A 21294-nucleotide genomic window follows, 5' to 3' on the forward strand; every position below is an offset into this window, starting at 1 on the left:
GACCTTAGATGGCCGGAAAGCAACGCTGAAGTGTACGTTTCATCTACTCCCACCCACTGATGCGGATGGAACGTCCACCATGGCCACCGACCCCTCCGATCCCACCGACCCCTCCGATCCCACTGGCCCCTACGGCCCCACCGGTCCCACGGGTCCCACCGGCCCCCTGGGGCGTCCAGCGGCACCCCCAACCCCGCCCGTCCCGCTCGCCGCACTGCTGGCCCGCGAGGACCTCGGACTGCGGCAGATCGCGGGCCCGGACGCGGCGGGGACGGCCGTGCAGTGGGTGCACACCTCGGAGATGACGGACCCCTACCCGTATCTCCTCGGGGGCGAGCTGCTCCTGACGGCGGGCGTGCACATCACCGATCCGGCGCACGCCGGCGGCTACCTCGACGCCTACGTGGCCCGCATCGTCGCGGCGGGCGGCGCGGCCCTCGGCTTCGGCGTCGCCCCCGTGCACGACACGGTGCCGCCCGCCCTGGCGGAGGCCTGCGACCGCCACGGCCTGCCGCTCCTTGAGGTGCCGCCGCGCACCACCTTCAGCGGCGTCGCCCGCGCGGTGTGGCGGCTGATGGCCGAGGCCAGGCACGCGGAGCTGCGCCGGGTGACGGAGGCGCAGCAGGGCCTCGCGACAGCTGCCGCACGGCCCGACCCGGTCCCGGCCGTCCTGCGCCAGCTGGCGGCGCGGCTCGGCGGGCTCGCGGTGCTGTACGGGCCGGACGGCACGGAGCTGCAGGCCGAGGGGCAGGCGCGGCAGGCGGCGCGGGAGGGCCTGCGGGAGCTGACCGGGGTCGTACGGCGCCCCACACCCGCCGCCCCGGCGTCCGCCGCCGACACGGCCGGGGCCACGCACCTCGCCGCGTACGCGCTCGGCGGCGGCCGCGGCTTCGCGCTCGGGACCGCCACGGAGCGCCGCGAACCGGGCGACCACACCATCACCGGCGCGGCGGTCGTACTGCTCTCCTTGCTCACGGGCGAGCATCAGGGCGCTTCGGAGGCCTCCCGCTCGGCGGCTCTCGTACGACTGCTGCTGGGAGCCGCTCCGAAGGACATCGGGCCTCTCCTGGGGAGCGATCTGTGGACCGTGGTGCACGCGCGCGGGGAGCGCACCCCGCTGGCCGCGTCCGCGCTCGCCGCGGCGCTCGGCAGCGGTCTGGTCGACCCGCGCGAGGACGTCGTGCGCCTGCTCCTCCCCGCCGACCGCGAGATCACTTCCACGCACGCGTGGACCCTGGGCGTCTCCGCCCCCGCCGCCCCGGGCGACCTCGCCGCCGCCGACGCCCAGGCGGCCCGCGCCCTGCGCCGCGCGGAGGCCACCCGTCGGCCTCTCGTACGCCACCACGCCAACGGCCTCGCCACCCTGATCGCCCCCGAGGAGGCCGCCACCCACGCGCGCGTACTGCTGGCTCCGCTCGCGGGCAACGACACCCTCGTGCAGACCCTGAGGACTTGGCTCTCCCTTCACGGCAGCTGGGACCGCACGGCGGTAGCCCTCACGGTCCACCGCAACACGGTGCGCCAACGCATCACGCGGTGTGCGGCGCTGCTCAACGCGGACCTGGACGACCCGGACGTACGAATGGAACTCTGGTTTGCGCTGCACGTAGACCGCTGAGGAGCGCCCCGTAGGGGCGCGGAGAACTGCGCGACAAGCCACAGCGGACCCGCAGACAGAGGCAGACCGTTCCCCGCCCGGCGCAGAGCACTCGTCCCGCACAATAGGAGCCATGCCGATACCCAGCCGTGCCGCGCTCGTAGACCACCTCGTCCGCACCCGCATCGCGGGCGATGTCGCCACCCCCCGCGAGAACAACCTCAGCCACTACAGGAAGCTCGCGAACGGCGACCGCCACTACTGGCTCGGCCTGGAGCTCGGCGACCGCTGGACCGACGAGCAGGACGTCCTCGCGGTGATGGCCGAGCGCTGCGGCGTCATCGACGACCCCGGGCACCGGCAGGGCCAGGACACCATCGACCCGGAGCTGACGGTCGACGCCCTGGAGCGCATGGCGGCCCGCCTGCGCAAGGCGGCCGCCGGCAAGGAGAGCGTCCTTTTCGCCACCGGCCACCCCGGAGGGCTCCTCGACGTGCACCGCGCGACGGCCGCCGCCCTGCGCGCGGCGGGCTGCGAGATCGTGGTGATCCCCGAGGGCCTGATGGCCGACGAGGGCATGGTCTTCCAGTTCGCGGACGTGGCGGTCCTTGAGCGCGGCGCGACGCTGTGGCACACGCACTCCCCCGAGCCGATGAACGCGATCCTGGACGGCCTGGAGCGCGAGGGCCGCCCCCAGCCCGGCCTGGTGGTCGCCGACCACGGCTGGGCGGGGCGCGCGGGCCAGCGCGGCCTGGACTCGATCGGGTACGCCGACTGCAATGACCCGGCGCTGTTCATCGGCGAGGCCGAGGGCACGGTGCAGGTGACGATTCCCCTGGACGACCACGTCACGAGCCCCCGCCACTACGACCCGATGACGGCCTACTTGTTGGACGCGGCGGGGCTGACCCCCGAGGCCCCCGGCGGCCCCGAGGCCTGACCCGTGCCCGGCGTCGGGTCCAGGTACACGCGCCTGATCGCGGGGAAGCGCTCCTGGATGCGGTGCGCCATGCGGTCGCAGGCCCGCTCGATGTCCCCGGCCGTGGACACGTCCCGGAAGTCGACCTTCGCGGCGACCAGGGCCTCCTTGGGCCCCTGGAGCAGCGTGGTGAGCTCCAGTACGTCCACGACGTGCGGGTCGGCGAGCAGTTCGGCCCGCACCGCGGCCCGCATCTCCTCGGGCAGCGGACGGCCGATCAGCAGCTCGGAGTTGGCGTGCCCGAGGACCCACGCGACGTACACGAGCAGCACGCCGATGCAGAGCGAGGCGATGCCGTCCCACACGCCGGACCCGGTGAGCTGCCCGCCGAGCAGCCCGGCCGCGGCGAGCAGGAGACCCACGAGCGCCGCCGAGTCCTCCATGACGACGGCCTTGACCGCCGTGTCGGGGGTGTGGCGCAGATAGCGCTTGAGGTGCACTCCGAAGCGGTCGGCCTCGCCGCGCGCCTGCTTGAGGCCGGTCCGCAGCGAGTAGCCCTCCAGGAGGAAGGCGACACCGAGCACGATGTACGAGATGAGCGGGTCGCCCGGCTCCTCGCTGTGCGTGAGGGTGTGGACGCCGTCGTAGACGGCGAAGACGCCACCGCCGACGAAGGTGGCGACGGAGGCGAGCAGCGCCCAGATGTAGCGGGCGCCTCCGTAGCCGAGCGGGTGCTCCTCGTCGGCGGGTCTGGCGCCGGCCTTCAGGGAGACGAGCAGCATCAGCTCGGTGACCGTGTCGGCGACGGAGTGCGCCGCTTCGGAGAGCATGGCGCTGGACCCGCTGATGACGCCCGCGACGGCCTTGGCGAGGGCGATCCCGAGGTTGGCGACGGCGGCGACGACGACCGTGAAGGTGCTCTCGCCGCCGCCCTCTGACGGTTGCTCACTCATGTACCGGACGGTATGTCCGATCAGCGCGGAACGCGAACCACGCGTGCGTGTCAGCGCGGAACGCGAACCACGCGTGCGTGTCAGCGCGGAACGCGCACCACGCCTTCTTGGATGACCGTCGCCGCGAGCCGTCCGTCCTGCGTCCAGATCCGTGCCTGGCCGAGGCCGCGGCCGCCCGAGGCCGACGGCGAGTCCTGGTCGTAGAGCAGCCACTCGTCCGCCCGGAAGGGCCGGTGGAACCACATGGCGTGGTCGAGCGAGGCGCCGACGACGTCGCCGACGGCCCAGCCGCCCCGGCCGTGCGCGAGCAGCACCGAGTCGAGCAGCGTCATGTCGGAGACGTACGTGGCGAGGCAGACGTGCAGCGGGGAGTCGTCGCCGAGCTTGCCGTTGGCCCGGAACCACACCTGGGAGCGCGGTTCGCGCGGGTCGCCGACGGTGGCCCATGGCGGTGCGTCGACATAGCGCAGATCGACGGCGGCCCGTGCCTCGACGAGCCGCTCGGCGACCGGCCCCGGCAGATGGCGGGGCAGCAACTCGGCGGCGGTGGGCAGCGTCTCGGGGTCGGGCGCGTCCGGCATGGCCGCCTGGTGCTCCAGCCCCTCCTCGTACGCCTGGAAGGACGCGGAGAGGTGGAAGATGGGCTGCCCGTGCTGGACGGCGACGACGCGGCGCGTGGTGAAGGAGCGGCCGTCCCGGATGCGGTCGACGGTGTACACGATGGGCGCGCCCGGGTCCCCGGGGCGCAGGAAGTACGCGTGCAGGGAGTGCGCGGGCCTCTCGCCGGGGACGGTGCGCCCGGCGGCGACCAGGGCCTGCGCGGCGACCTGGCCTCCGAAGACGCGGGGCACGAGCGCCGAACGGCTCATGCCCCGGAAGATGTCCTCCTCGATCTGCTCCAGGTCGAGCAGGTCGAGGAGGTCCTCAAGTGCCTGGTTCATGGAGGTAGTTCTACAGGCCCATGTTCTTCGCGATGATCATCTTCATGACCTCGCTGGTACCGCCGTAGATGCGGTTGACGCGGTTGTCCGCGTACAGGCGGGCGATGGGGTACTCGTTCATGAAGCCGTAGCCGCCGTGGAGCTGGAGGCACTTGTCGATCACGCGGTGCGCGACCTCGGTGGTGAACAGCTTCGCCGAGGCGGCCTCGGCGGCGGTCAGCTCGCCCGCGTCCAGCGCCTCGAGGGCGCGGTCGGCGACGGCCTCGGCGGCGTCCACCTCGGCCTGGCAGGCGGCCAGTTCGAACTTGGTGTTCTGGAAGGAGGCGACCGTCTTGCCGAAGACGGTGCGGTCCTGGACGTACTCCTTGGCGAACCGCACGGCGGCCTTGGCCTGCGCGTACGCGCCGTAGGCGATGCCCCAGCGCTCGGAGGGGAGGTTGCTGCCGAGGTAGTGGAAGCCCTTGTTCTCCTCGCCGAGGAGGTCCTCGACGGGCACCTTGACGTCGACGAAGGCCAGCTCGGCGGTGTCGGAGGTCCTCAGGCCGAGCTTGTCGAGCTTGCGGCCGATGGAGTAGCCCTCGGACTTGGTGTCGACGGCGAAGAGGGAGATGCCGTGGCGGCGGTCCTCGGCGGTCGGCGCGGAGGTGCGGGCGCAGACGATCACGCGGTCGGCGTGCACGCCACCGGTGATGAAGGTCTTGGAGCCGTTGAGGACGTAGTGCGTGCCGTCCTCGGAGAGCTTGGCGGTGGTCTTCATGCCCGCGAGGTCGGAGCCGGTGCCCGGCTCGGTCATCGCGAGGGCCCACATCTCCTCGGCGGAGACGAACTTCTCCAGGTAGCGCTTCTTCTGCTCGTCGGTGGCGAGCATCTTGATGTAGGGCAGGGCGAGCAGCACGTGGACGCCGGAGCCGCCGAAGCTGACGCCCGCGCGGGCCGTCTCCTCGTACTGGATGGCCTCGAACTTGTGCGTGTCCAGGCCGGCGCCGCCGAACTCCTCGGGGACGTTGATCCCGAAGAGGCCAAGATCGGCGAGCTTGTAGTAGAACTCGCGCGGCACCTGGCCGGCGGCGAACCACTCGTCGTGGACGGGGACGACCTCGGCCTCGATGAAGGCGCGCAGGGTCTCCCGGAACGCCTGGTGGTCCTCATTGAAAACGGTACGGCGCACGGAGAACTCCCTCTTGCCTGCATCGACTAAGCGCTTGCTCAGAGGCAGGTTACCCGGCGGTCATCAGAGCGTCCAGAGACGCACGTCACCACGTCACTCCTCCGCCGCCGCCGCGAACGCCCCGTGCGCGAGGCGGTGGAGCAGCTCCGCCATGGCCGCGCGACTGGGCAGCGCGTCGCGGCGGCTCAGGTGCGGCGTGGAGTTCAGCAGCCCGAAGACCGCGTGCACGGAGACGCGGGCCGCGTTCTCGGTGAGGTCCGGGTAGACCTTGCGGACCACCTCGACCCAGATCTCCACGTACTGCCGCTGGAGCTGGCGGACCAGCTTGCGGTCGCTGTCCCGCAGGCGGTCCAGCTCGCGGTCGTGCAGGGTGATCAGGGAGCGGTCGTCGAGGGCGAAGTCGATGTGGCCCTCGATGAGCGAGTCCAGGACCTTCAGCGGGGACCCGTCCGCGTCGGCCACGCAGCGTTTGCCGCCCGTCAGGAGCTGCCCGCTGATGCCGACGAGCAGCTCCGCGAGCATCGCGTCCTTGCCCGCGAAGTGGCGGTAGAGACCGGGTCCGCTGATGCCGACGGCGGCTCCTATCTCGTCCACTCCGACGCCGTGGAAGCCACGCTCGGCGAAGAGCCGGGCGGCCTCCCTGAGGATCTGCTCGCGGCGGGTGGGGGCGTCGGTTCTGGTGGCCATGGAATTAATTCTAGACAGGCCGGTTAGCGCTCGTTAACCTGAAGGGAGCGCGTTAACGCTCATTAACCGAATCCGGGCGTGGCCGGGTGGACGGAGCAAGGGGGCTCGACTGATGCGGCAGCAGGCACCAGTGCTGACGAGCGCGGCTGATCCCGCGTCCGAGGCATGGCGGGGGAACGAGGCGGCGCACACCGCCCTCGTCGAGGAGCTGCGGGCCAAGCTGGCGGCGGCCGCGCTCGGCGGCGGCGAGCGGGCGCGGGCCCGCCATGTAGCGCGCGGCAAGCTGCTGCCACGGGACCGCGTGGACACCCTCCTCGACCCGGGCTCGCCCTTCCTTGAGCTGGCACCCCTCGCGGCCGACGGGCTGTATGGCGGGGACGCCCCGGCGGCCGGTGTCATCGCCGGGATCGGCCGGGTCTCGGGCCGCGAGTGCGTGATCGTGGCCAATGACGCCACCGTCAAGGGCGGCACGTACTACCCCATGACGGTGAAGAAGCACCTGCGCGCCCAGGAGGTGGCCCTGGAGAACCGCCTCCCGTGTCTGTACCTCGTCGACTCGGGCGGCGCCTTCCTGCCGATGCAGGACGAGGTCTTCCCCGACCGCGAGCACTTCGGGCGGATCTTCTACAACCAGGCGCGGATGTCCGGCGCGGGCATCCCGCAGATCGCGGCCGTCCTCGGCTCCTGCACGGCGGGCGGAGCGTATGTCCCCGCGATGAGCGACGAGGCGGTCATCGTCCGGAAACAGGGCACGATCTTCCTCGGCGGCCCGCCCCTGGTGAAGGCGGCGACCGGCGAGGTCGTGACGGCCGAGGAGCTGGGCGGCGGCGAGGTCCACTCGCGGACCTCCGGAGTCACCGACCACCTCGCGGAGGACGACGCGCACGCACTGCGCATCGTGCGCACCATCGTCTCCACGCTCCCCGCGCGCGGCGAACTGCCGTGGCCGGTGCAGCCGGTCGAGGAGCCGAAGGTCGACCCCCTGGGGTTGTACGGCGCGGTGCCGACGGACTCCCGCACCCCCTATGACGTACGAGAAGTCATCGCGCGCGTGGTCGACGGCTCCCGCTTCGCCGAGTTCAAGGCGGAGTACGGCACGACGCTGGTGACGGGCTTCGCCCATATCCACGGCCACCCGGTCGGCATCATCGCGAACAACGGCATCCTGTTCTCCGAGTCCGCCCAGAAGGGCGCCCACTTCATCGAGCTGTGCGACCAGCGCGGCATCCCCCTGGTCTTCCTGCAGAACATCTCCGGCTTCATGGTCGGGCGGGACTACGAGGCGGGTGGCATCGCCAAGCACGGCGCCAAGATGGTCACCGCCGTCGCCTGCACGCGCGTGCCGAAGCTGACGGTCGTCGTCGGCGGTTCGTACGGCGCGGGCAACTACTCGATGTGCGGCCGGGCCTACAGCCCCCGCTTCCTGTGGATGTGGCCGAACGCCAAGATCTCGGTGATGGGCGGCGAGCAGGCCGCCTCCGTCCTCGCCACGGTCAAGCGCGACCAGCTGGAGGCGCGTGGCGAGCAGTGGGCGGCCGAGGACGAAGAGGCATTCAAGGACCCGATCCGCGCGCAGTACGAAGAGCAGGGCAGCGCCTACTACGCCACGGCCCGGCTCTGGGACGACGGCGTGATCGACCCCCTGGAGACCCGGCAGGTCCTCGGACTCGCCCTGACCGCGTGCGCCGGGGCACCGCTGGGCGAGCCCGGCTTCGGCGTCTTCCGGATGTGACGTGAGGAACTCACCGATGTTCAGCACTGTTCCGAGGGACTCAGCGATGTTCAGCACTGTTCTGGTCGCCAACCGCGGCGAGATCGCCGTCCGCGTCATCCGCACCCTGCGGGCGCTCGGCGTCCGATCGGTGGCCGTGTTCAGCGACGCGGACACGGACGCCCGCCATGTGCGCGAGGCGGACACGGCCGTACTAATCGGCCCGGCGCCGGCCGCCGAGAGCTATCTGTCCGTGGAGCGCATCCTTCGGGCGGCGGCCACGTCCGGCGCCCAGGCGGTCCATCCCGGCTATGGATTCCTCGCGGAGAACGCCGCGTTCGCACAGGCGTGCGCCGACGCGGGGCTCGCCTTCATCGGCCCGCCCGCCTCGGCGATCGACCTGATGGGCGACAAGATCCGCGCCAAGGAGACGGTGCGGGCGGCCGGCGTCCCGGTCGTCCCCGGCTCCTCAGGAAGCGGCCTGACCGACGCCGAACTGGCCGCGGCGGCCCGGGAGATCGGCACCCCGGTGCTGCTCAAGCCGAGCGCGGGCGGCGGCGGCAAGGGGATGCGCCTGGTGCGGGACGAGGCCGTGCTCGCCGAGGAGATCGCGGCGGCCCGCCGCGAGGCCCGCGCCTCCTTCGGCGACGACACGCTGCTCGTGGAGCGGTGGATCGACCGCCCCCGGCACATCGAGATCCAGGTCCTCGCGGACGGCCACGGGCACGTGATCCACCTCGGCGAGCGCGAATGCTCCCTCCAGCGCCGCCACCAGAAGATCATCGAGGAGGCGCCCAGCGTCCTCCTGGACGAGGCCACACGCGCCGCGATGGGCGAGGCGGCGGTCCAGGCGGCCCGCTCCTGCGGGTACGCGGGCGCGGGGACGGTGGAGTTCATCGTCCCGGGCAAGGACCCCTCCTCGTACTACTTCATGGAGATGAACACGCGCCTCCAGGTGGAACACCCGGTCACGGAGCTGATCACCGGGCTCGACCTGGTGGAGTGGCAGCTCCGGGTGGCCGCCGGGGAGCGCCTGCCGTTCACGCAGGAGGACATCACCCTGACCGGGCACGCGGTCGAGGCCCGGATCTGCGCCGAGACCGTGTCCGTCAAAGCGGGCGCCCGCGGCTTCCTGCCCTCGGGCGGCACGGTGCTGTCCCTGCGCGAGCCGCAGGGCGACGGTGTGCGCACCGACTCCGGCCTGAGCGAGGGCACGGAGGTCGGCAGCCTCTACGACCCGATGCTGTCGAAGGTCATCGCGTACGGCCCCGACCGCGCGACCGCCCTGCGCAAGTTGCGCGCCGCCCTCGCCGAGACGGTCACGCTGGGAGTGCCGACGAACGCGGGCTTCCTGCGCAGGCTGCTCGCCCACCCCGCGGTGGTGGCAGGCGAGTTGGACACGGGCCTCGTGGAGCGCGAGGCGGACGGCCTGGTCCCCGACGGCGTGCCGGACGAGGTGTACGAGGCGGCGGCCGCGGTGCGCGAGGCCGCGCTCGCCCCCGCGGAGGGCGGCTGGACGGATCCCTTCTCGGTGCCGAGCGGCTGGCGGCTGGGGGGCACCCCTGCGCCCTTGACCCATTGGCTGCGAGTCGCGGGACTTGAACCCGTCACCCACCAACTCCGCGACGGCATCCACACCGTCACCCCCGACCACGTCAGCGTCACCGTCGACGGCACCCGGCACACCTTCCACCGCGCGGGCGACTGGCTCGGCCGCGACGGCGACGCCTGGCACGTGCGGGACCACGACCCCGTCGAGGCGAGCCTCACCGGCGCCGCGCACGCCGGGGCCGACGCGCTCACCGCCCCCATGCCGGGCACCGTCACGGTCGTGAAGGTCTCCCCCGGCGACCGGGTGAGCGCGGGCCAGAGCCTGCTGGTGGTCGAGGCGATGAAGATGGAGCACGTCATCTCCGCCCCGCACGCGGGCACCGTCACCGAGCTCGACGTCACGCCGGGATCGACGGTCGCCATGGACCAGGTGCTCGCGGTCGTCGAGCCCGATGAGTCACCCGCGACCGAGGAGGACAAGGGATGACCACCACAGGCGCACCCGCCGGACTCCCCATGACCGTCCCCGCCCCGGACCTGCCGTCCCGCGTCCGTATCCACGAGGTCGGCGCGCGCGACGGCCTGCAGAACGAGCAGTCGGTGGTCCCCACCGAGATCAAGGCGGAGTTCATCCACCGCCTGGCCGACGCGGGCCTGACCACCGTCGAGGCGACCAGCTTCGTGCACCCCAAGTGGGTGCCCCAACTGGCCGACGCTGAGCACCTCTTCCCGCTCCTCGGCGACCTCCCGGGCGTGCACCTGCCGGTCCTCGTGCCGAACGAACGCGGTCTGGAGCGGGCGCTGGCCCTCGGCGCACGCCGCGTCGCCGTCTTCGCCAGCGCCACCGAGTCCTTCGCCAAGGCCAACCTCAACCGCACGGTCGACGAGGCCCTCGCCATGTTCGACCCGGTGGTCTCCCGCGCGCGGGAGCGGAAGCTGCACGTCCGCGGCTATCTGTCGATGTGCTTCGGCGACCCCTGGGAGGGCCCGGTGCCCGTCGCCCAGGTCGTCCGCGTCTGCCGCGCCCTGCTCGACATGGGGTGCGACGAGCTGAGCCTCGGCGACACCATCGGCGTGGCCACACCGGGCCATGTGCGCGCCCTGCTCACCGCGCTCGACGAAGCGGGGGTTCCGGTCGACCGCGTCGGCGTGCACTTCCACGACACGTACGGCCAGGCGCTCGCCAACACCCTGGCCGCCCTCCAGCACGGCGTGACGACGGTGGACGCCTCCGCGGGCGGCCTCGGCGGCTGCCCGTACGCGAAGAGCGCCACCGGCAATCTCGCCACCGAAGACCTCGTGTGGATGCTGCACGGCCTCGGCATCGACACCGGGGTCGACCTCGGCCGTCTCAGCGCCACCAGCGCCTGGATGGCCGGCCACCTGGGCCGACCCAGCCCTTCCCGCACCGTCCGCGCCCTGACCCACCAGGAGCAGTGAAGAACGATGGACCACCGTCTGAGCCCCGAGCACGAGGAACTCCGCCGCACGGTGGAGGCGTTCGCCCACGACGTCGTAGCCCCGAAGATCGGCGACTTCTACGAACGCCACGAGTTCCCCTACGAGATCGTCCGCGAGATGGGCCGCATGGGCCTGTTCGGCCTGCCCTTCCCCGAGGAGTACGGCGGGATGGGCGGTGACTACTTCGCGCTCGGCATCGCCCTCGAAGAGCTGGCCCGCGTCGACTCGTCCGTGGCGATCACCCTGGAGGCGGGCGTCTCGCTCGGCGCGATGCCGCTGCACCTGTTCGGCACCGAGGAGCAGAAGCGCCGGTGGCTGCCGCGCCTGTGCTCCGGCGAGGTGCTCGGCGCCTTCGGCCTGACCGAGCCGGACGGCGGCTCGGACGCGGGCGCCACCCGCACCACGGCGGTGCGCGACGGCGACGACTGGGTGATCAACGGCTCGAAGTGCTTCATCACCAACTCCGGTACGGACATCACCGGCCTGGTCACGGTCACCGCCGTCACCGGCCGCAAGGACGACGGCCGCCCCCAGATCTCCTCGATCATCGTGCCGTCCGGGACACCGGGCTTCACGGTCGCGGCGCCGTACTCGAAGGTGGGGTGGAACGCGTCGGACACCCGCGAGCTGTCCTTCTCCGACGTCCGCGTCCCCGCGGCCAACCTCCTGGGCGAGGAGGGCCGCGGCTACGCCCAGTTCCTGCGCATCCTCGACGAGGGCCGTGTCGCGATCTCCGCACTCGCCACCGGGCTCGCGCAGGGCTGCGTGGACGAGTCCGTGAAGTACGCCAGGGAGCGGCACGCCTTCGGGAAGCCGATCGGCGCGAATCAGGCCATCCAGTTCAAGCTCGCCGACATGGAGACGCGGGCCCACATGGCGCGCGTCGGCTGGCGGGACGCGGCGTCGCGGCTTGTCGCCGGGGAGCCGTTCAAGAAGGAGGCGGCGATCGCCAAGCTCTACTCGTCGACGGTCGCGGTGGACAACGCCCGCGAGGCCACGCAGATCCACGGCGGGTACGGCTTCATGAACGAGTACCCCGTGGCCCGGATGTGGCGGGACTCCAAGATCCTGGAGATCGGCGAGGGCACCAGCGAGGTGCAGCGGATGCTCATCGCCAGAGAGCTGGGCTTCGCGGGCTGACGGAGGGACCCCTGGACTTGAAGTGAGCTTAGGCTAGCCTAAGCTCTACTTCCGGCCAGTGGCTCCGGCCGCCGTACCGTCACGAAAGCAGAGAACCCACATGTCCCAGTCCCGTCCGACCCAGCTCTCCCGCCGCGGCATACTCACCGCCGGTGGCGCCCTCGGCCTCACCGCCGTCCTGGCGGCCTGCGGCAACGAGAAAAAGGACGGGGACAGCAAGGCCAAGGGCGGCGCGGCCAAGTCCGGCCCCTGGAGCTTCAAGGACGACCGCAGCAAGACCGCCGAGCGGGACGCGACGCCGAAGAACATCGTCGCCTTCACCGGCGTCGCCGCCGCCCTGTTCGACTACGGCATCGAGTGCAAGGGCGTATTCGGCCCGACGAAGACCAAGGACGGCAAGCCCGACGTCCAGGCCGGCGACATGGACATCAGCAAGCTGACGGTCATCGGCAACGAGTGGGGCCAGTTCAACATCGAGAAGTACGCGGGCCTCGCCCCCGACGTGCTCATCTCCACGATGTTCGACGACCAGGGCACCCTCTGGTACGTGCCGGAGGAGAGCAAGGACAAGATCCTCAAGCTCGCCCCGAGCGTCGGCATCAGCGTCTACGACCGCCAGATGACCCAGCCGCTGCAGCGCATCCTCGCGCTCGCCGAGTCGCTCGGCGCGGACGTGAAGTCGGACAAGGTCGTCAAGGCGAAGAAGCGCTTCGAGGACGCCTCCGAGCGGCTGCGCAAGGTCGCCAAGGCGCACAAGGACATCAAGGTCCTCGTCGGCTCCGCGAGCCAGGACCTGTTCTACGTCTCCGGCTCGGACCTCTCGGCCGACCTGGAGTACTTCAAGGCGCTCGGCGTGAACCTCATCGAGCCGCCGGCGAGCGCCAAGAAGGAGTCCGGCGGCTGGTTCGAGAACCTCAGCTGGGAGAACGTCGACAAGTACGGCGCGGACGTCATCATGATGGACAACCGCACCTCGGCCCTCCAGCCGGCCGACCTCGGCAAGTCCAAGCCGACCTGGAAGAAGCTGCCCGCGGTCAAGGCCGGACAGGTCATCCCGCGCGTCACCGAGCCGATCTTCTCGTACGACAAGTGCGCGCCGATCCTTGAGGACCTCGCGGACGCGATCGAGAAGGCGAAGAAGGTCGGCTGACCTCGACTGACCTCGACGTCGCCGTCCCGTCACGCACTTGAGCCGCCCTCTCCGCGCACCACGGAGGGGGCGGCTCCGTTTTTGTCACCCAGTGAGACCCCCGGGGTTCAATGAGGCAGGAACTTAGGTTAGGCTAACCTTAGTTCCACGCCACGCCCTTGCCTCCCCACACTCCTGTCCCCGAGGGCGCGGTCAAGTCCCCTCACCTGGAGGACAGTTCATGCGCTCGCACCTGCTCAATGACACCACCGCGGAGCGGTACCGCAGCTCCGTGACGGAAGGAGTCGAGCGGGTGGCGGCCCGACTCGCCACCACCTCCCGCCCGTTCACCGGCATCTCCGTCGACGAGCTCGCGCCCCGCATCGAGGCCGTCGACCTGGACGAGCCCCTGCACGACACCATCGCCGCGCTGGACGAACTCGACGAGCTCTACCTGCGCGACGCGGTGTACTTCCACCACCCCCGCTATCTCGCCCACCTCAACTGCCCGGTCGTCATCCCCGCCGTCCTGGGCGAAGCGGTGCTCTCCGCCGTCAACTCCTCGCTCGACACCTGGGACCAGTCCGCGGGCGGCACCCTCATCGAGCGCCGCCTCATCGACTGGACCACCGAGCGCATCGGCCTCGGCCCGGCCGCCGACGGCGTCTTCACCAGCGGCGGCACCCAGTCCAACCTCCAGGCGATGCTGCTGGCCCGCGAGGAGACCAAGGGCCAGGACCCCGCCCGGATGCGGATCTTCGCCTCCGAGGTCGGGCACTTCAGCGTCCAGAAGGCCGCCCGGCTGCTCGGCCTCGGCGAGGACGCCGTCGTCGTGATCCCCACCGACCAGAACAAGCGCATGCAGACCGTGGCCCTCGCCCGCGAGTTGGAGCGCTGCCACCGCGACGACCTCTCCCCCATGGCTGTCGTCGCCACCGCGGGCACCACCGACTTCGGCTCCATCGACCCGCTGCCCGAGATCGCCGAACTGTGCGCGCAGTACGGCACTTGGATGCACGTGGACGCGGCGTACGGCTGCGGCCTGCTCGCCTCCCGCAAGAACCGGCACCTCCTGGACGGCATCGAGCGCGCCGACTCCGTCACCGTGGACTACCACAAGTCCTTCTTCCAGCCGGTGAGTTCCTCGGCGGTGCTCGTGCGCGACGGGGCGACACTGTCCCACGTCACGTACCACGCCGAGTACCTCAACCCGCGCCGCATGGTGCAGGAGCGCATCCCCAACCAGGTCGACAAGTCCCTCCAGACGACCCGGCGCTTCGACGCCCTGAAGCTGTGGATGACGCTGCGCGTGATGGGCGCGGACGGCATCGGCGACCTCTTCGACGAGGTCTGCGACCTGGCCTCGGAGGGCTGGAAACTGCTCGCCGCCGACCCGCGCTACGACGTCGTGGTCGAGCCGCAGCTCTCCACGCTCGTCTTCCGCTACATCCCCGCCGCGATCTGCGACCCCTCCGCGATCGACCGCGCCAACCTCTACGCCCGCAAGGCCCTGTTCGCCTCCGGCGACGCGGTCGTGGCGGGCACCAAGGTGGGCGACCGCCAGTTCCTGAAGTTCACCCTGCTCAACCCCGAGACCACCACCGCCGACATCACGGCTGTCCTCGATCTGATCGCCGGCCACGCCGAGCAGTACCTGGGAGAGAACCTTGACCGCGCCTGCTGACCCCCACCAGCCGCCCGCGCCGGCGTACGACTTCATCGGCATCGGCCTCGGCCCGTTCAACCTCGGCCTCGCCTGCCTGACCGAGCCGCTGGACGAGCTGAACGGCCTCTTCCTGGAGTCCAAGCCGGACTTCGAGTGGCACTCCGGGATGTTCCTGGAGGGCGCCCACCTCCAGACGCCGTTCATGTCGGACCTGGTCACGCTCGCCGACCCGACGTCGCCGTACTCCTTCCTCAACTACCTGAAGGAATCGGGACGGCTGTACTCCTTCTACATCCGCGAGAACTTCTACCCCCTGCGGACCGAGTACAACGACTACTGCCGCTGGGCCGCCGCGCGGCTCTCCTCGGTCCGCTTCAGCACGACGGTCGAGGAGGTCACCTACGAAGACGACCTCTACGTCGTGCGCACCACGGCCGGTGACCTCTTCCGTGCCCGCCGCCTCGTCCTCGGCACCGGCACGCCACCGCACCTGCCCGAGGCCTGCGACGGCCTGGGCGGCGACGCGATCCACAACTCCCGTTACCTCCAGAGCAAGGCGGAGCTCCAGAAGAAGGAGTCGATCACACTCGTCGGCAGCGGCCAGTCGGCCGCCGAGATCTACTACGACCTCCTCGGCGAGATCGACGTGCACGGCTACCGGCTGAACTGGGTCACCCGCTCGCCCCGCTTCTTCCCCCTCGAATACACCAAGCTGACGCTGGAGATGACCTCCCCGGAGTACATCGACTACTTCCACGCGCTGCCCGAGGCGACCCGCTACCGCCTGGAGACGCAGCAGAAGGGCCTGTTCAAGGGCATCGACGGCGAGCTGATCGACGCGATCTTCGACCTGCTCTACCAGAAGAACCTCGCCGGGCCCGTCCAGACCCGGCTGCTCACCAACACCGCGCTGACCGAGGCGAGCTACGACAGCACGGACCGCACGTACACGCTGGGCCTGCGCCAGGAGGAGCAGGAGAAGGACTTCCAACTCCGCACCCAGGGCCTGATCCTCGCCACCGGCTACCGCTACCAGGTGCCCGAGTTCCTCGCCCCGGTCCACGACCGGATCCGCTGGGACGGCCGGGGCCGCTACGACGTGGCGCGCAACTACAGCATCGACACCACCGGGCACGGCATCTACCTCCAGAACGCCTCCGTCCACACCCACTCGATCACCAGCCCCGACCTCGGCATGGGCGCGTACCGCAACGCGTACATCGTCGGCGAGCTGCTCGGCCGCGAGGTCTACCCGGTCGAGAAGTCCATCGCCTTCCAGGAGTTCGCCGCGCCGGAAGGAGTGCTGATATGAGTACTGATTTCACGTTCCGCCCCCTCGACCCCCTCTCCGACGCCGAGCTGGTGCACGGCTGGGTCACCCACCCGAAAGCCGCGTTCTGGCTGATGCAGGACGCCTCGCTGCCCGACGTCGAGCGCGAGTACATGGCGATCGCGGCGGCCGAGCACCACGACGCGTTCCTCGGCCTGCACAAGGGCGTGCCGTCGTTCCTGATGGAGCGATACGACCCCGCGTACGTGGAACTCGTCGGCCTCTACGAGCCGCTGCCCGGCGACGTCGGCATGCACTTCCTCACCGCCCCCTCCGACGTCCGCATCCCCGGCTTCACCCGCGGCGTGATCACCGCGGTGATGCGGGAGCTGTTCGCCGACCCGGCGACCGAGCGGGTCGTCGTCGAGCCGGACGTACGCAACACGGCGGTGCACGCCCTCAACGAAACCGTCGGGTTCCGGCCCGAGACCGTCATCCAGAAGCCGGAGAAGGAAGCCCTGCTGAGCTTCTGCACCCGGGAACAGTTCGAGACAGCAGTACGCGAAAGGGAACTGGCGATATGACCCTGTCCGACGCCGTGGCACATCTGTCCCCGGAGCGCTGGGCCACAGCCAACCGCCTGCTCATCCGCAAGGCGCTCGCCGAGTTCGCCCACGAGCGGCTGCTCACCCCCGAGCCGCTGGGCGAGGGCGAGGGCACGTACGTGGTCCGCAGCGACGACGGCCTCACCCGCTACCGCTTCGCCGCCCGGGTCCTGCGCCTGGACCACTGGCAGATCGACGCCGACACGATCACCCGCCACCACGACGGCACCGAACTCCCGCTGAACGCCCTGGAGTTCTTCATCGAACTGCGCGGCGCGCTCGGCCTGAGCGACGCGATCCTGCCGGTCTACCTGGAGGAGATCTCCTCCACCCTCTCCGGCATCTGCTACAAGCTCACCAAGCCCGCGGTCCCCGCCGCCGAGCTGTCCCGCTCCGGCTTCCAGGAGATCGAGACGGGGATGACCGAGGGCCACCCGTGCTTCGTCGCCAACAACGGGCGGCTGGGCTTCGGCGTGCACGAGTACCTCTCGTACGCCCCCGAGACCGCGAGCCCCGTACGCCTGGTCTGGCTGGCGGCACGCAAGGACCGGGCCGCGTTCACGGCGGGCGCGGGCCTCGACTACGAATCGTTCTTCCGCGCCGAGCTGGGTGAGGAGACCCTGGCCCGCTTCGACCGCGTCCTGCGCGAGAAGGGCCTGGACCCGGCGGAGTACCTCCTCATCCCCGCCCACCCCTGGCAGTGGTGGAACAAGCTGTCGGTGACCTTCGCCGCCGAGATCGCCCAGGGCCACCTGGTCTGTCTCGGCGAGGGCGACGACGAGTACCTCGCACAGCAGTCGATCCGCACCTTCTTCAACTCCACCGCCCCCGCCAAGCACTATGTGAAGACGGCCCTGTCCGTCATCAACATGGGCTTCATGCGCGGCCTCTCGGCGGCGTACATGGAGGCGACCCCGGCGATCAACGACTGGCTGGCGAACCTCGTCGACACCGACGAGACGCTGCGCGGGACCGGCCTGACGATCATCCGCGAGCGCGCGGCCGTCGGCTACCGCCATTTGGAGTACGAGGCCGCCACCGACCGCTACTCCCCCTACCGCAAGATGCTCGCCGCCCTGTGGCGCGAGAGCCCCGTGGCGTCCCTCGCACAGGGCGAGCAGCTGGCCACGATGGCCTCGCTGCTGCACGTCGACCGTGACGGCGGGAGCTTCGCCGGGGCGCTCATCGAACGCTCGGGCCTCGCCCCCACCGAGTGGTTGCGCCGCTATCTGCACGCGTATCTGACGCCGCTGCTGCACAGCTTCTACGCCTATGACCTGGTCTTCATGCCGCACGGCGAGAACGTGATCCTGGTCCTGAAGGACGGCGCCGTCCAGCGCGCGATCTTCAAGGACATCGCCGAGGAGATCGCGGTGATGGACCCGGACGCGGTCCTGCCGCCGGTCGTCGAGCGCATCCGCGTGGAGGTCCCGGAGGACAAGAAGCTCCTGTCCATCTTCACGGACGTCTTCGACTGCTTCTTCCGCTTCCTGTCGGCGAACCTTGTCACCGAGGGCCTGATCGACGAGGACGCGTTCTGGGAAGCCGTCGCGGAGTGCGTCACCGCCTACCAGGAGGCGACGCCGCACCTGGCCGACAAGTTCAAGCAGTACGACATGTTCGCCCCGGAGTTCGCGCTGTCCTGCCTGAACCGGCTCCAGCTGCGCAACAACGAGCAGATGGTGGACCTGGCGGACCCCTCGGGGGCACTCCAGCTGATCGGGACGCTGAAGAACCCGATCGCGTAAGGCCGATGGGGCTCGGAAGACGGTCCTTCCGAGCCCCATCCTCGTACGCCCTACCTGGCGGGCCAGGGCACCTGCGGCGACTGGTAGTAGCCGATGCCCAGCGCGTCCCAGCGCGGCGCCTGCGCGGCGAGCCGCACCTTGTACTTCTCCCAGTCGTGCGTGGCCGCGGGCGACCAGCCGAGCTCGGCGATGCCCGGCAGGCGCGGGAACGCCATGTAGTCGAGGTGCGCGGAGGTGGAGAGGGTCTCCGTCCACAGCGGCGCCTCGACGCCCATGATCGAGTCCGCGGGCGCGCCCGGCAGATACGTGCCCGGGTCCCAGTCGTAGGACCTCTGCACCTCGACGAGTCCGGCCCAGGAGAGGCCGAGCGGGGTGTCCTTGGTGTACTTCATGTCGAGGTAGGAGCGGTCGGCCGGCGAGAGGACCAGCTTGGTGCCGTTCTTCGCGGCGTTCACGACCTGCTCGCGCTCGGCGGCGCCGGTCCTGTCGTAGCCCCAGTACTGCGCGACGGCGCCCTCCGCGGGCTCGGCGCCGGTCAGCTGGTGCCAGCCCATGACCGTCTTGCCGTACTTGGCGACCACCGGCTGCACCTTGTCCATGAAGGCGACGAAGTCCTCATGGCTGGTGGAGTGCGCCTCGTCGCCGCCGATGTGGAGGTACTTGCCGGGCGTCATCGCGGCGAGCTCACGGATCACATCGTCGACGAAGTCGTACGTGATGTCCTTCTTGACGCACAGCGAACTGAAGCCGACCGCGGTGCCGGTGTAGAGCGGCGGGGCGACGCCGTTGCAGTTCAGCTCGGCGTACGAGGCGAGCGCGGCGTTGGTGTGCCCCGGCATGTCGATCTCGGGGATCACCTCCAGATGGCGCGAGGCGGCGTAGGCGACGATCTCCTTGTACTGGGCCTTCGTGTAATAGCCGCCCTTGCCTCCGCCGACCTGTGTGGAGCCGCCGTACGTGGCCAGGCGCGGCCAGGAGTCGATGGCGATGCGCCAGCCCTGGTCGTCGCTGAGGTGCAGGTGCAGCTTGTTCATCTTGTACAGCGCCGCCTGGTCGATGTAGCGCTTGACCTGGTCGACGGTGAAGAAGTGCCGCGACACGTCGAGCATCGTGGAGCGGTAGGCGTAGCGCGGCATGTCCTTGATGGTGCCGCCCGCGATCCGCCACGGGCCGCGCTGCCTGGTCTGCTTCTCGACGGCGGCGGGCAGCTGCTGGCGCACCGTCTGCACACCGTGGAAGAGCCCGGCGTCCGACCAGGACGTGATGGTGAGGGAGCCGCGCTTGGAGATGACCCGGTAGCCCTCGTCGCCGAGGACCTTGTTCTCCGGCTCGGCGCTGATGCGCAGCCGGATGCCGTCGCTCCCCTCGCCGGTGACGACGGGCAGCCTGTAGCCGGTGGAGGGGCGCAGCACCTTGGCGAGGTACTCGCCGACGCGGCGCTCCTCGGGGCGGTCGCCGCCGACGCGGATCCGGGTCCTTGCGGTGATCTCGTACCCGGCGCCGCCCGCCTCGGCCTTCATGGGCGCGGGCACGATCTGGCCGAGCGGGGTGACCGTGGGTTTCGCGGCCGGTCCCGAACCGCCGGGAGCGGCGGCGAAGGAGGAGACCCCGGCGGCCGCCACGAGCAGCAGCGAGCCGAGCAGTCGTGTCGTTCGGTGGTGCGTTCTCACAAGCGGGTCCCTTCGACGGGGGCGCAACTGTGGTGCATCGCATACGAACGGTTCCCATTGGTAACCCGGCCCCCATGAGGGGTCAAGGGGTATAGACCAGGTGTCCATTTGCCCGCAGGGGAACGGTGCGAGAATCCCCGCATGGCGGAAATCATCCAGCGGGACGGGACCTGGACCTTCGACGGGGAGACGCTGAGGCTCGTGCCGGGCCATGACAAGAGTGTCTCCCTGCTGCGCAAGACGCTGGGCGAACTGACGGTGCCCCTCGGCGCGTTGGCGGGCATCGCCTTCGAACAGGGCAAGAAGGCGGGGCGCTTGAGGCTGCGCCTGCGGGACGGCGCCGACCCGCTGCTCCAGGCGACGGGCGGAAAGCTGACGGACACCTCCGACCCGTACCAACTCGTGGTGGAGCCGGACCGCTACGGAGTGGCGGAGTACGTCGTCGACGAGGTCCGCAACGCCCATCTGCTCGAACAGGTGCCGGCCGAGCCCTGTACGGCGTACCTCCTCGTCGGCCCGTCCGTACCGCTCTCCGTCTCCGCCGGGGACGCCACGGCGGGCTTCGACGGGGAGCAGGTCCGCCTGGAGTGGAACTGGAAGGCGGAGGAGGCGAAATCGGCGTCCGGCACACGGACGCTGGCGCTCACCGACGTCGCGGCGGTGGAGTGGCACCCGGCGGTCGGCCTGGAGAACGGCTACCTCCGCTTCACCGTCGGGCACGCCCCGACCAAGGCCCCGCCGAAGTACGACCCGAACTCGGTGGAGCTGTGGGGCTTCAAGAAGGACCCGCTGATGGCCCTGATCGCGGCCGCCGTCCAGGCCCGCCTGCCGCATCCCTCGGCGCCCGCGCCCCCGGAGGCCCCCAAGGGCGCGCCGCCCGCCACCACCAAGACCCTCGCCGCGCCACCGGCCGCGGCCCCGGCCGACGACCATGACGCCCTGCTGCGCCGCCTGCGCGAGCTGGGCGAACTCCACCAGGCCGGCATCCTCACGGACGAGGAGTTCACGACGGCCAAGCAGGCGGTCCTGCGCCGAATGTAGGCCCCACGCCCTACGCAGGCCGTCCCAGCCTCTTTCC

Annotated in this window: 17 protein-coding genes; 12 read left to right on the forward strand and 5 right to left on the reverse strand. The window is 70.7% G+C overall.

All coding sequences use genetic code 11. From position 1 onward, the window contains the following. Nucleotides 1-79 precede the first annotated feature (79 nt). Both ACWDVB_RS02615 and ACWDVB_RS02620 read left to right on the forward strand, forming a co-directional pair. Nucleotides 80-1618, forward strand: a complete 1539-nt coding sequence (locus tag ACWDVB_RS02615; protein WP_451515696.1) for a PucR family transcriptional regulator — start codon at nt 80-82, stop codon at nt 1616-1618. Nucleotides 1619-1730: 112 nt separating this feature from the next. Continuing rightward, the gene (locus tag ACWDVB_RS02620; protein ID WP_451515695.1) at nt 1731-2537 is read left to right on the forward strand and encodes a phosphatase; all 807 of its coding nucleotides are present in this window, start codon (nt 1731-1733) and stop codon (nt 2535-2537) included. Here ACWDVB_RS02620 and ACWDVB_RS02625 read toward each other — a convergent pair. The 4 genes from ACWDVB_RS02625 to ACWDVB_RS02640 form a co-directional block, all read right to left on the reverse strand. Then, nucleotides 2480-3469 carry a cation diffusion facilitator family transporter gene (locus ACWDVB_RS02625; RefSeq protein ID WP_451515694.1) on the reverse strand — a complete coding sequence of 330 codons (990 nt, stop codon included), beginning with the start codon at nt 3467-3469 and terminating at the stop codon, nt 2480-2482. The genes ACWDVB_RS02620 and ACWDVB_RS02625 overlap by 58 nt on opposite strands. An 80-nt stretch (nt 3470-3549) precedes the next feature. Then, nucleotides 3550-4410 carry an acyl-CoA thioesterase gene (locus ACWDVB_RS02630; protein WP_451515693.1) on the reverse strand — a complete coding sequence of 287 codons (861 nt, stop codon included), beginning with the start codon at nt 4408-4410 and terminating at the stop codon, nt 3550-3552. A gap of 10 nt (nt 4411-4420) precedes the next feature. Then, a complete protein-coding gene (locus ACWDVB_RS02635) occupies nt 4421-5578 on the reverse strand; it encodes an acyl-CoA dehydrogenase family protein (protein WP_451515692.1) in 1158 nt (385 codons plus the stop codon). A 93-nt stretch (nt 5579-5671) separates the two neighbouring features. Then, a complete protein-coding gene (locus ACWDVB_RS02640; protein ID WP_451515691.1) occupies nt 5672-6265 on the reverse strand; it encodes an SACE_7040 family transcriptional regulator in 594 nt (197 codons plus the stop codon). A gap of 112 nt (nt 6266-6377) precedes the next feature. On the opposite strand from ACWDVB_RS02640, the gene ACWDVB_RS02645 reads away from it, so the two are divergent. The 9 genes from ACWDVB_RS02645 to ACWDVB_RS02685 all read left to right on the forward strand — a co-directional run bounded on the left by ACWDVB_RS02645 (nt 6378) and on the right by ACWDVB_RS02685 (nt 18546). Then, nucleotides 6378-7997, forward strand: coding sequence for a carboxyl transferase domain-containing protein (locus ACWDVB_RS02645; protein WP_451515690.1), 1620 nt, complete (start codon nt 6378-6380; stop codon nt 7995-7997). A 46-nt stretch (nt 7998-8043) separates the two neighbouring features. After that, nucleotides 8044-10014, forward strand: coding sequence for an acetyl/propionyl/methylcrotonyl-CoA carboxylase subunit alpha (locus ACWDVB_RS02650; protein ID WP_451515689.1), 1971 nt, complete (start codon nt 8044-8046; stop codon nt 10012-10014). Beyond that, nucleotides 10011-10967: a hydroxymethylglutaryl-CoA lyase gene (locus ACWDVB_RS02655; RefSeq protein WP_451515688.1), complete on the forward strand. Its 957-nt coding sequence runs from the start codon at nt 10011-10013 to the stop codon at nt 10965-10967. Before ACWDVB_RS02650 ends, ACWDVB_RS02655 begins: the two co-directional genes overlap by 4 nt. A 6-nt stretch (nt 10968-10973) precedes the next feature. After that, nucleotides 10974-12128: an acyl-CoA dehydrogenase family protein gene (locus ACWDVB_RS02660; RefSeq protein ID WP_451515687.1), complete on the forward strand. Its 1155-nt coding sequence runs from the start codon at nt 10974-10976 to the stop codon at nt 12126-12128. 100 nt (nt 12129-12228) lie between these two features. Continuing rightward, nucleotides 12229-13278: an ABC transporter substrate-binding protein gene (locus tag ACWDVB_RS02665; RefSeq protein ID WP_451515686.1), complete on the forward strand. Its 1050-nt coding sequence runs from the start codon at nt 12229-12231 to the stop codon at nt 13276-13278. A gap of 220 nt (nt 13279-13498) precedes the next feature. After that, the gene (locus ACWDVB_RS02670) at nt 13499-14941 is read left to right on the forward strand and encodes a pyridoxal phosphate-dependent decarboxylase family protein (RefSeq protein ID WP_451515685.1); all 1443 of its coding nucleotides are present in this window, start codon (nt 13499-13501) and stop codon (nt 14939-14941) included. Then, nucleotides 14925-16235, forward strand: a complete 1311-nt coding sequence (locus tag ACWDVB_RS02675) for a lysine N(6)-hydroxylase/L-ornithine N(5)-oxygenase family protein (protein ID WP_451515684.1) — start codon at nt 14925-14927, stop codon at nt 16233-16235. Before ACWDVB_RS02670 ends, ACWDVB_RS02675 begins: the two co-directional genes overlap by 17 nt. Further along, nucleotides 16232-16777 (forward strand): GNAT family N-acetyltransferase, encoded by a 546-nt coding sequence (locus ACWDVB_RS02680; RefSeq protein ID WP_451515683.1) that lies wholly within the window; start codon nt 16232-16234, stop codon nt 16775-16777. Before ACWDVB_RS02675 ends, ACWDVB_RS02680 begins: the two co-directional genes overlap by 4 nt. Beyond that, nucleotides 16774-18546, forward strand: a complete 1773-nt coding sequence (locus ACWDVB_RS02685; RefSeq protein ID WP_451515682.1) for an IucA/IucC family protein — start codon at nt 16774-16776, stop codon at nt 18544-18546. Before ACWDVB_RS02680 ends, ACWDVB_RS02685 begins: the two co-directional genes overlap by 4 nt. A gap of 50 nt (nt 18547-18596) precedes the next feature. Here the strand turns inward: ACWDVB_RS02685 and ACWDVB_RS02690 are convergent, their stop codons facing one another. Further along, the gene (locus tag ACWDVB_RS02690) at nt 18597-20216 is read right to left on the reverse strand and encodes a beta-N-acetylhexosaminidase (protein WP_451515681.1); all 1620 of its coding nucleotides are present in this window, start codon (nt 20214-20216) and stop codon (nt 18597-18599) included. Nucleotides 20217-20357: 141 nt separating this feature from the next. On the opposite strand from ACWDVB_RS02690, the gene ACWDVB_RS02695 reads away from it, so the two are divergent. After that, a complete protein-coding gene (locus ACWDVB_RS02695; RefSeq protein ID WP_451515680.1) occupies nt 20358-21257 on the forward strand; it encodes a DUF4429 domain-containing protein in 900 nt (299 codons plus the stop codon). Nucleotides 21258-21294: the final 37 nt, after the last annotated feature.

It is taken from the genome of Streptomyces sp. NPDC003379 (assembly GCF_053589195.1).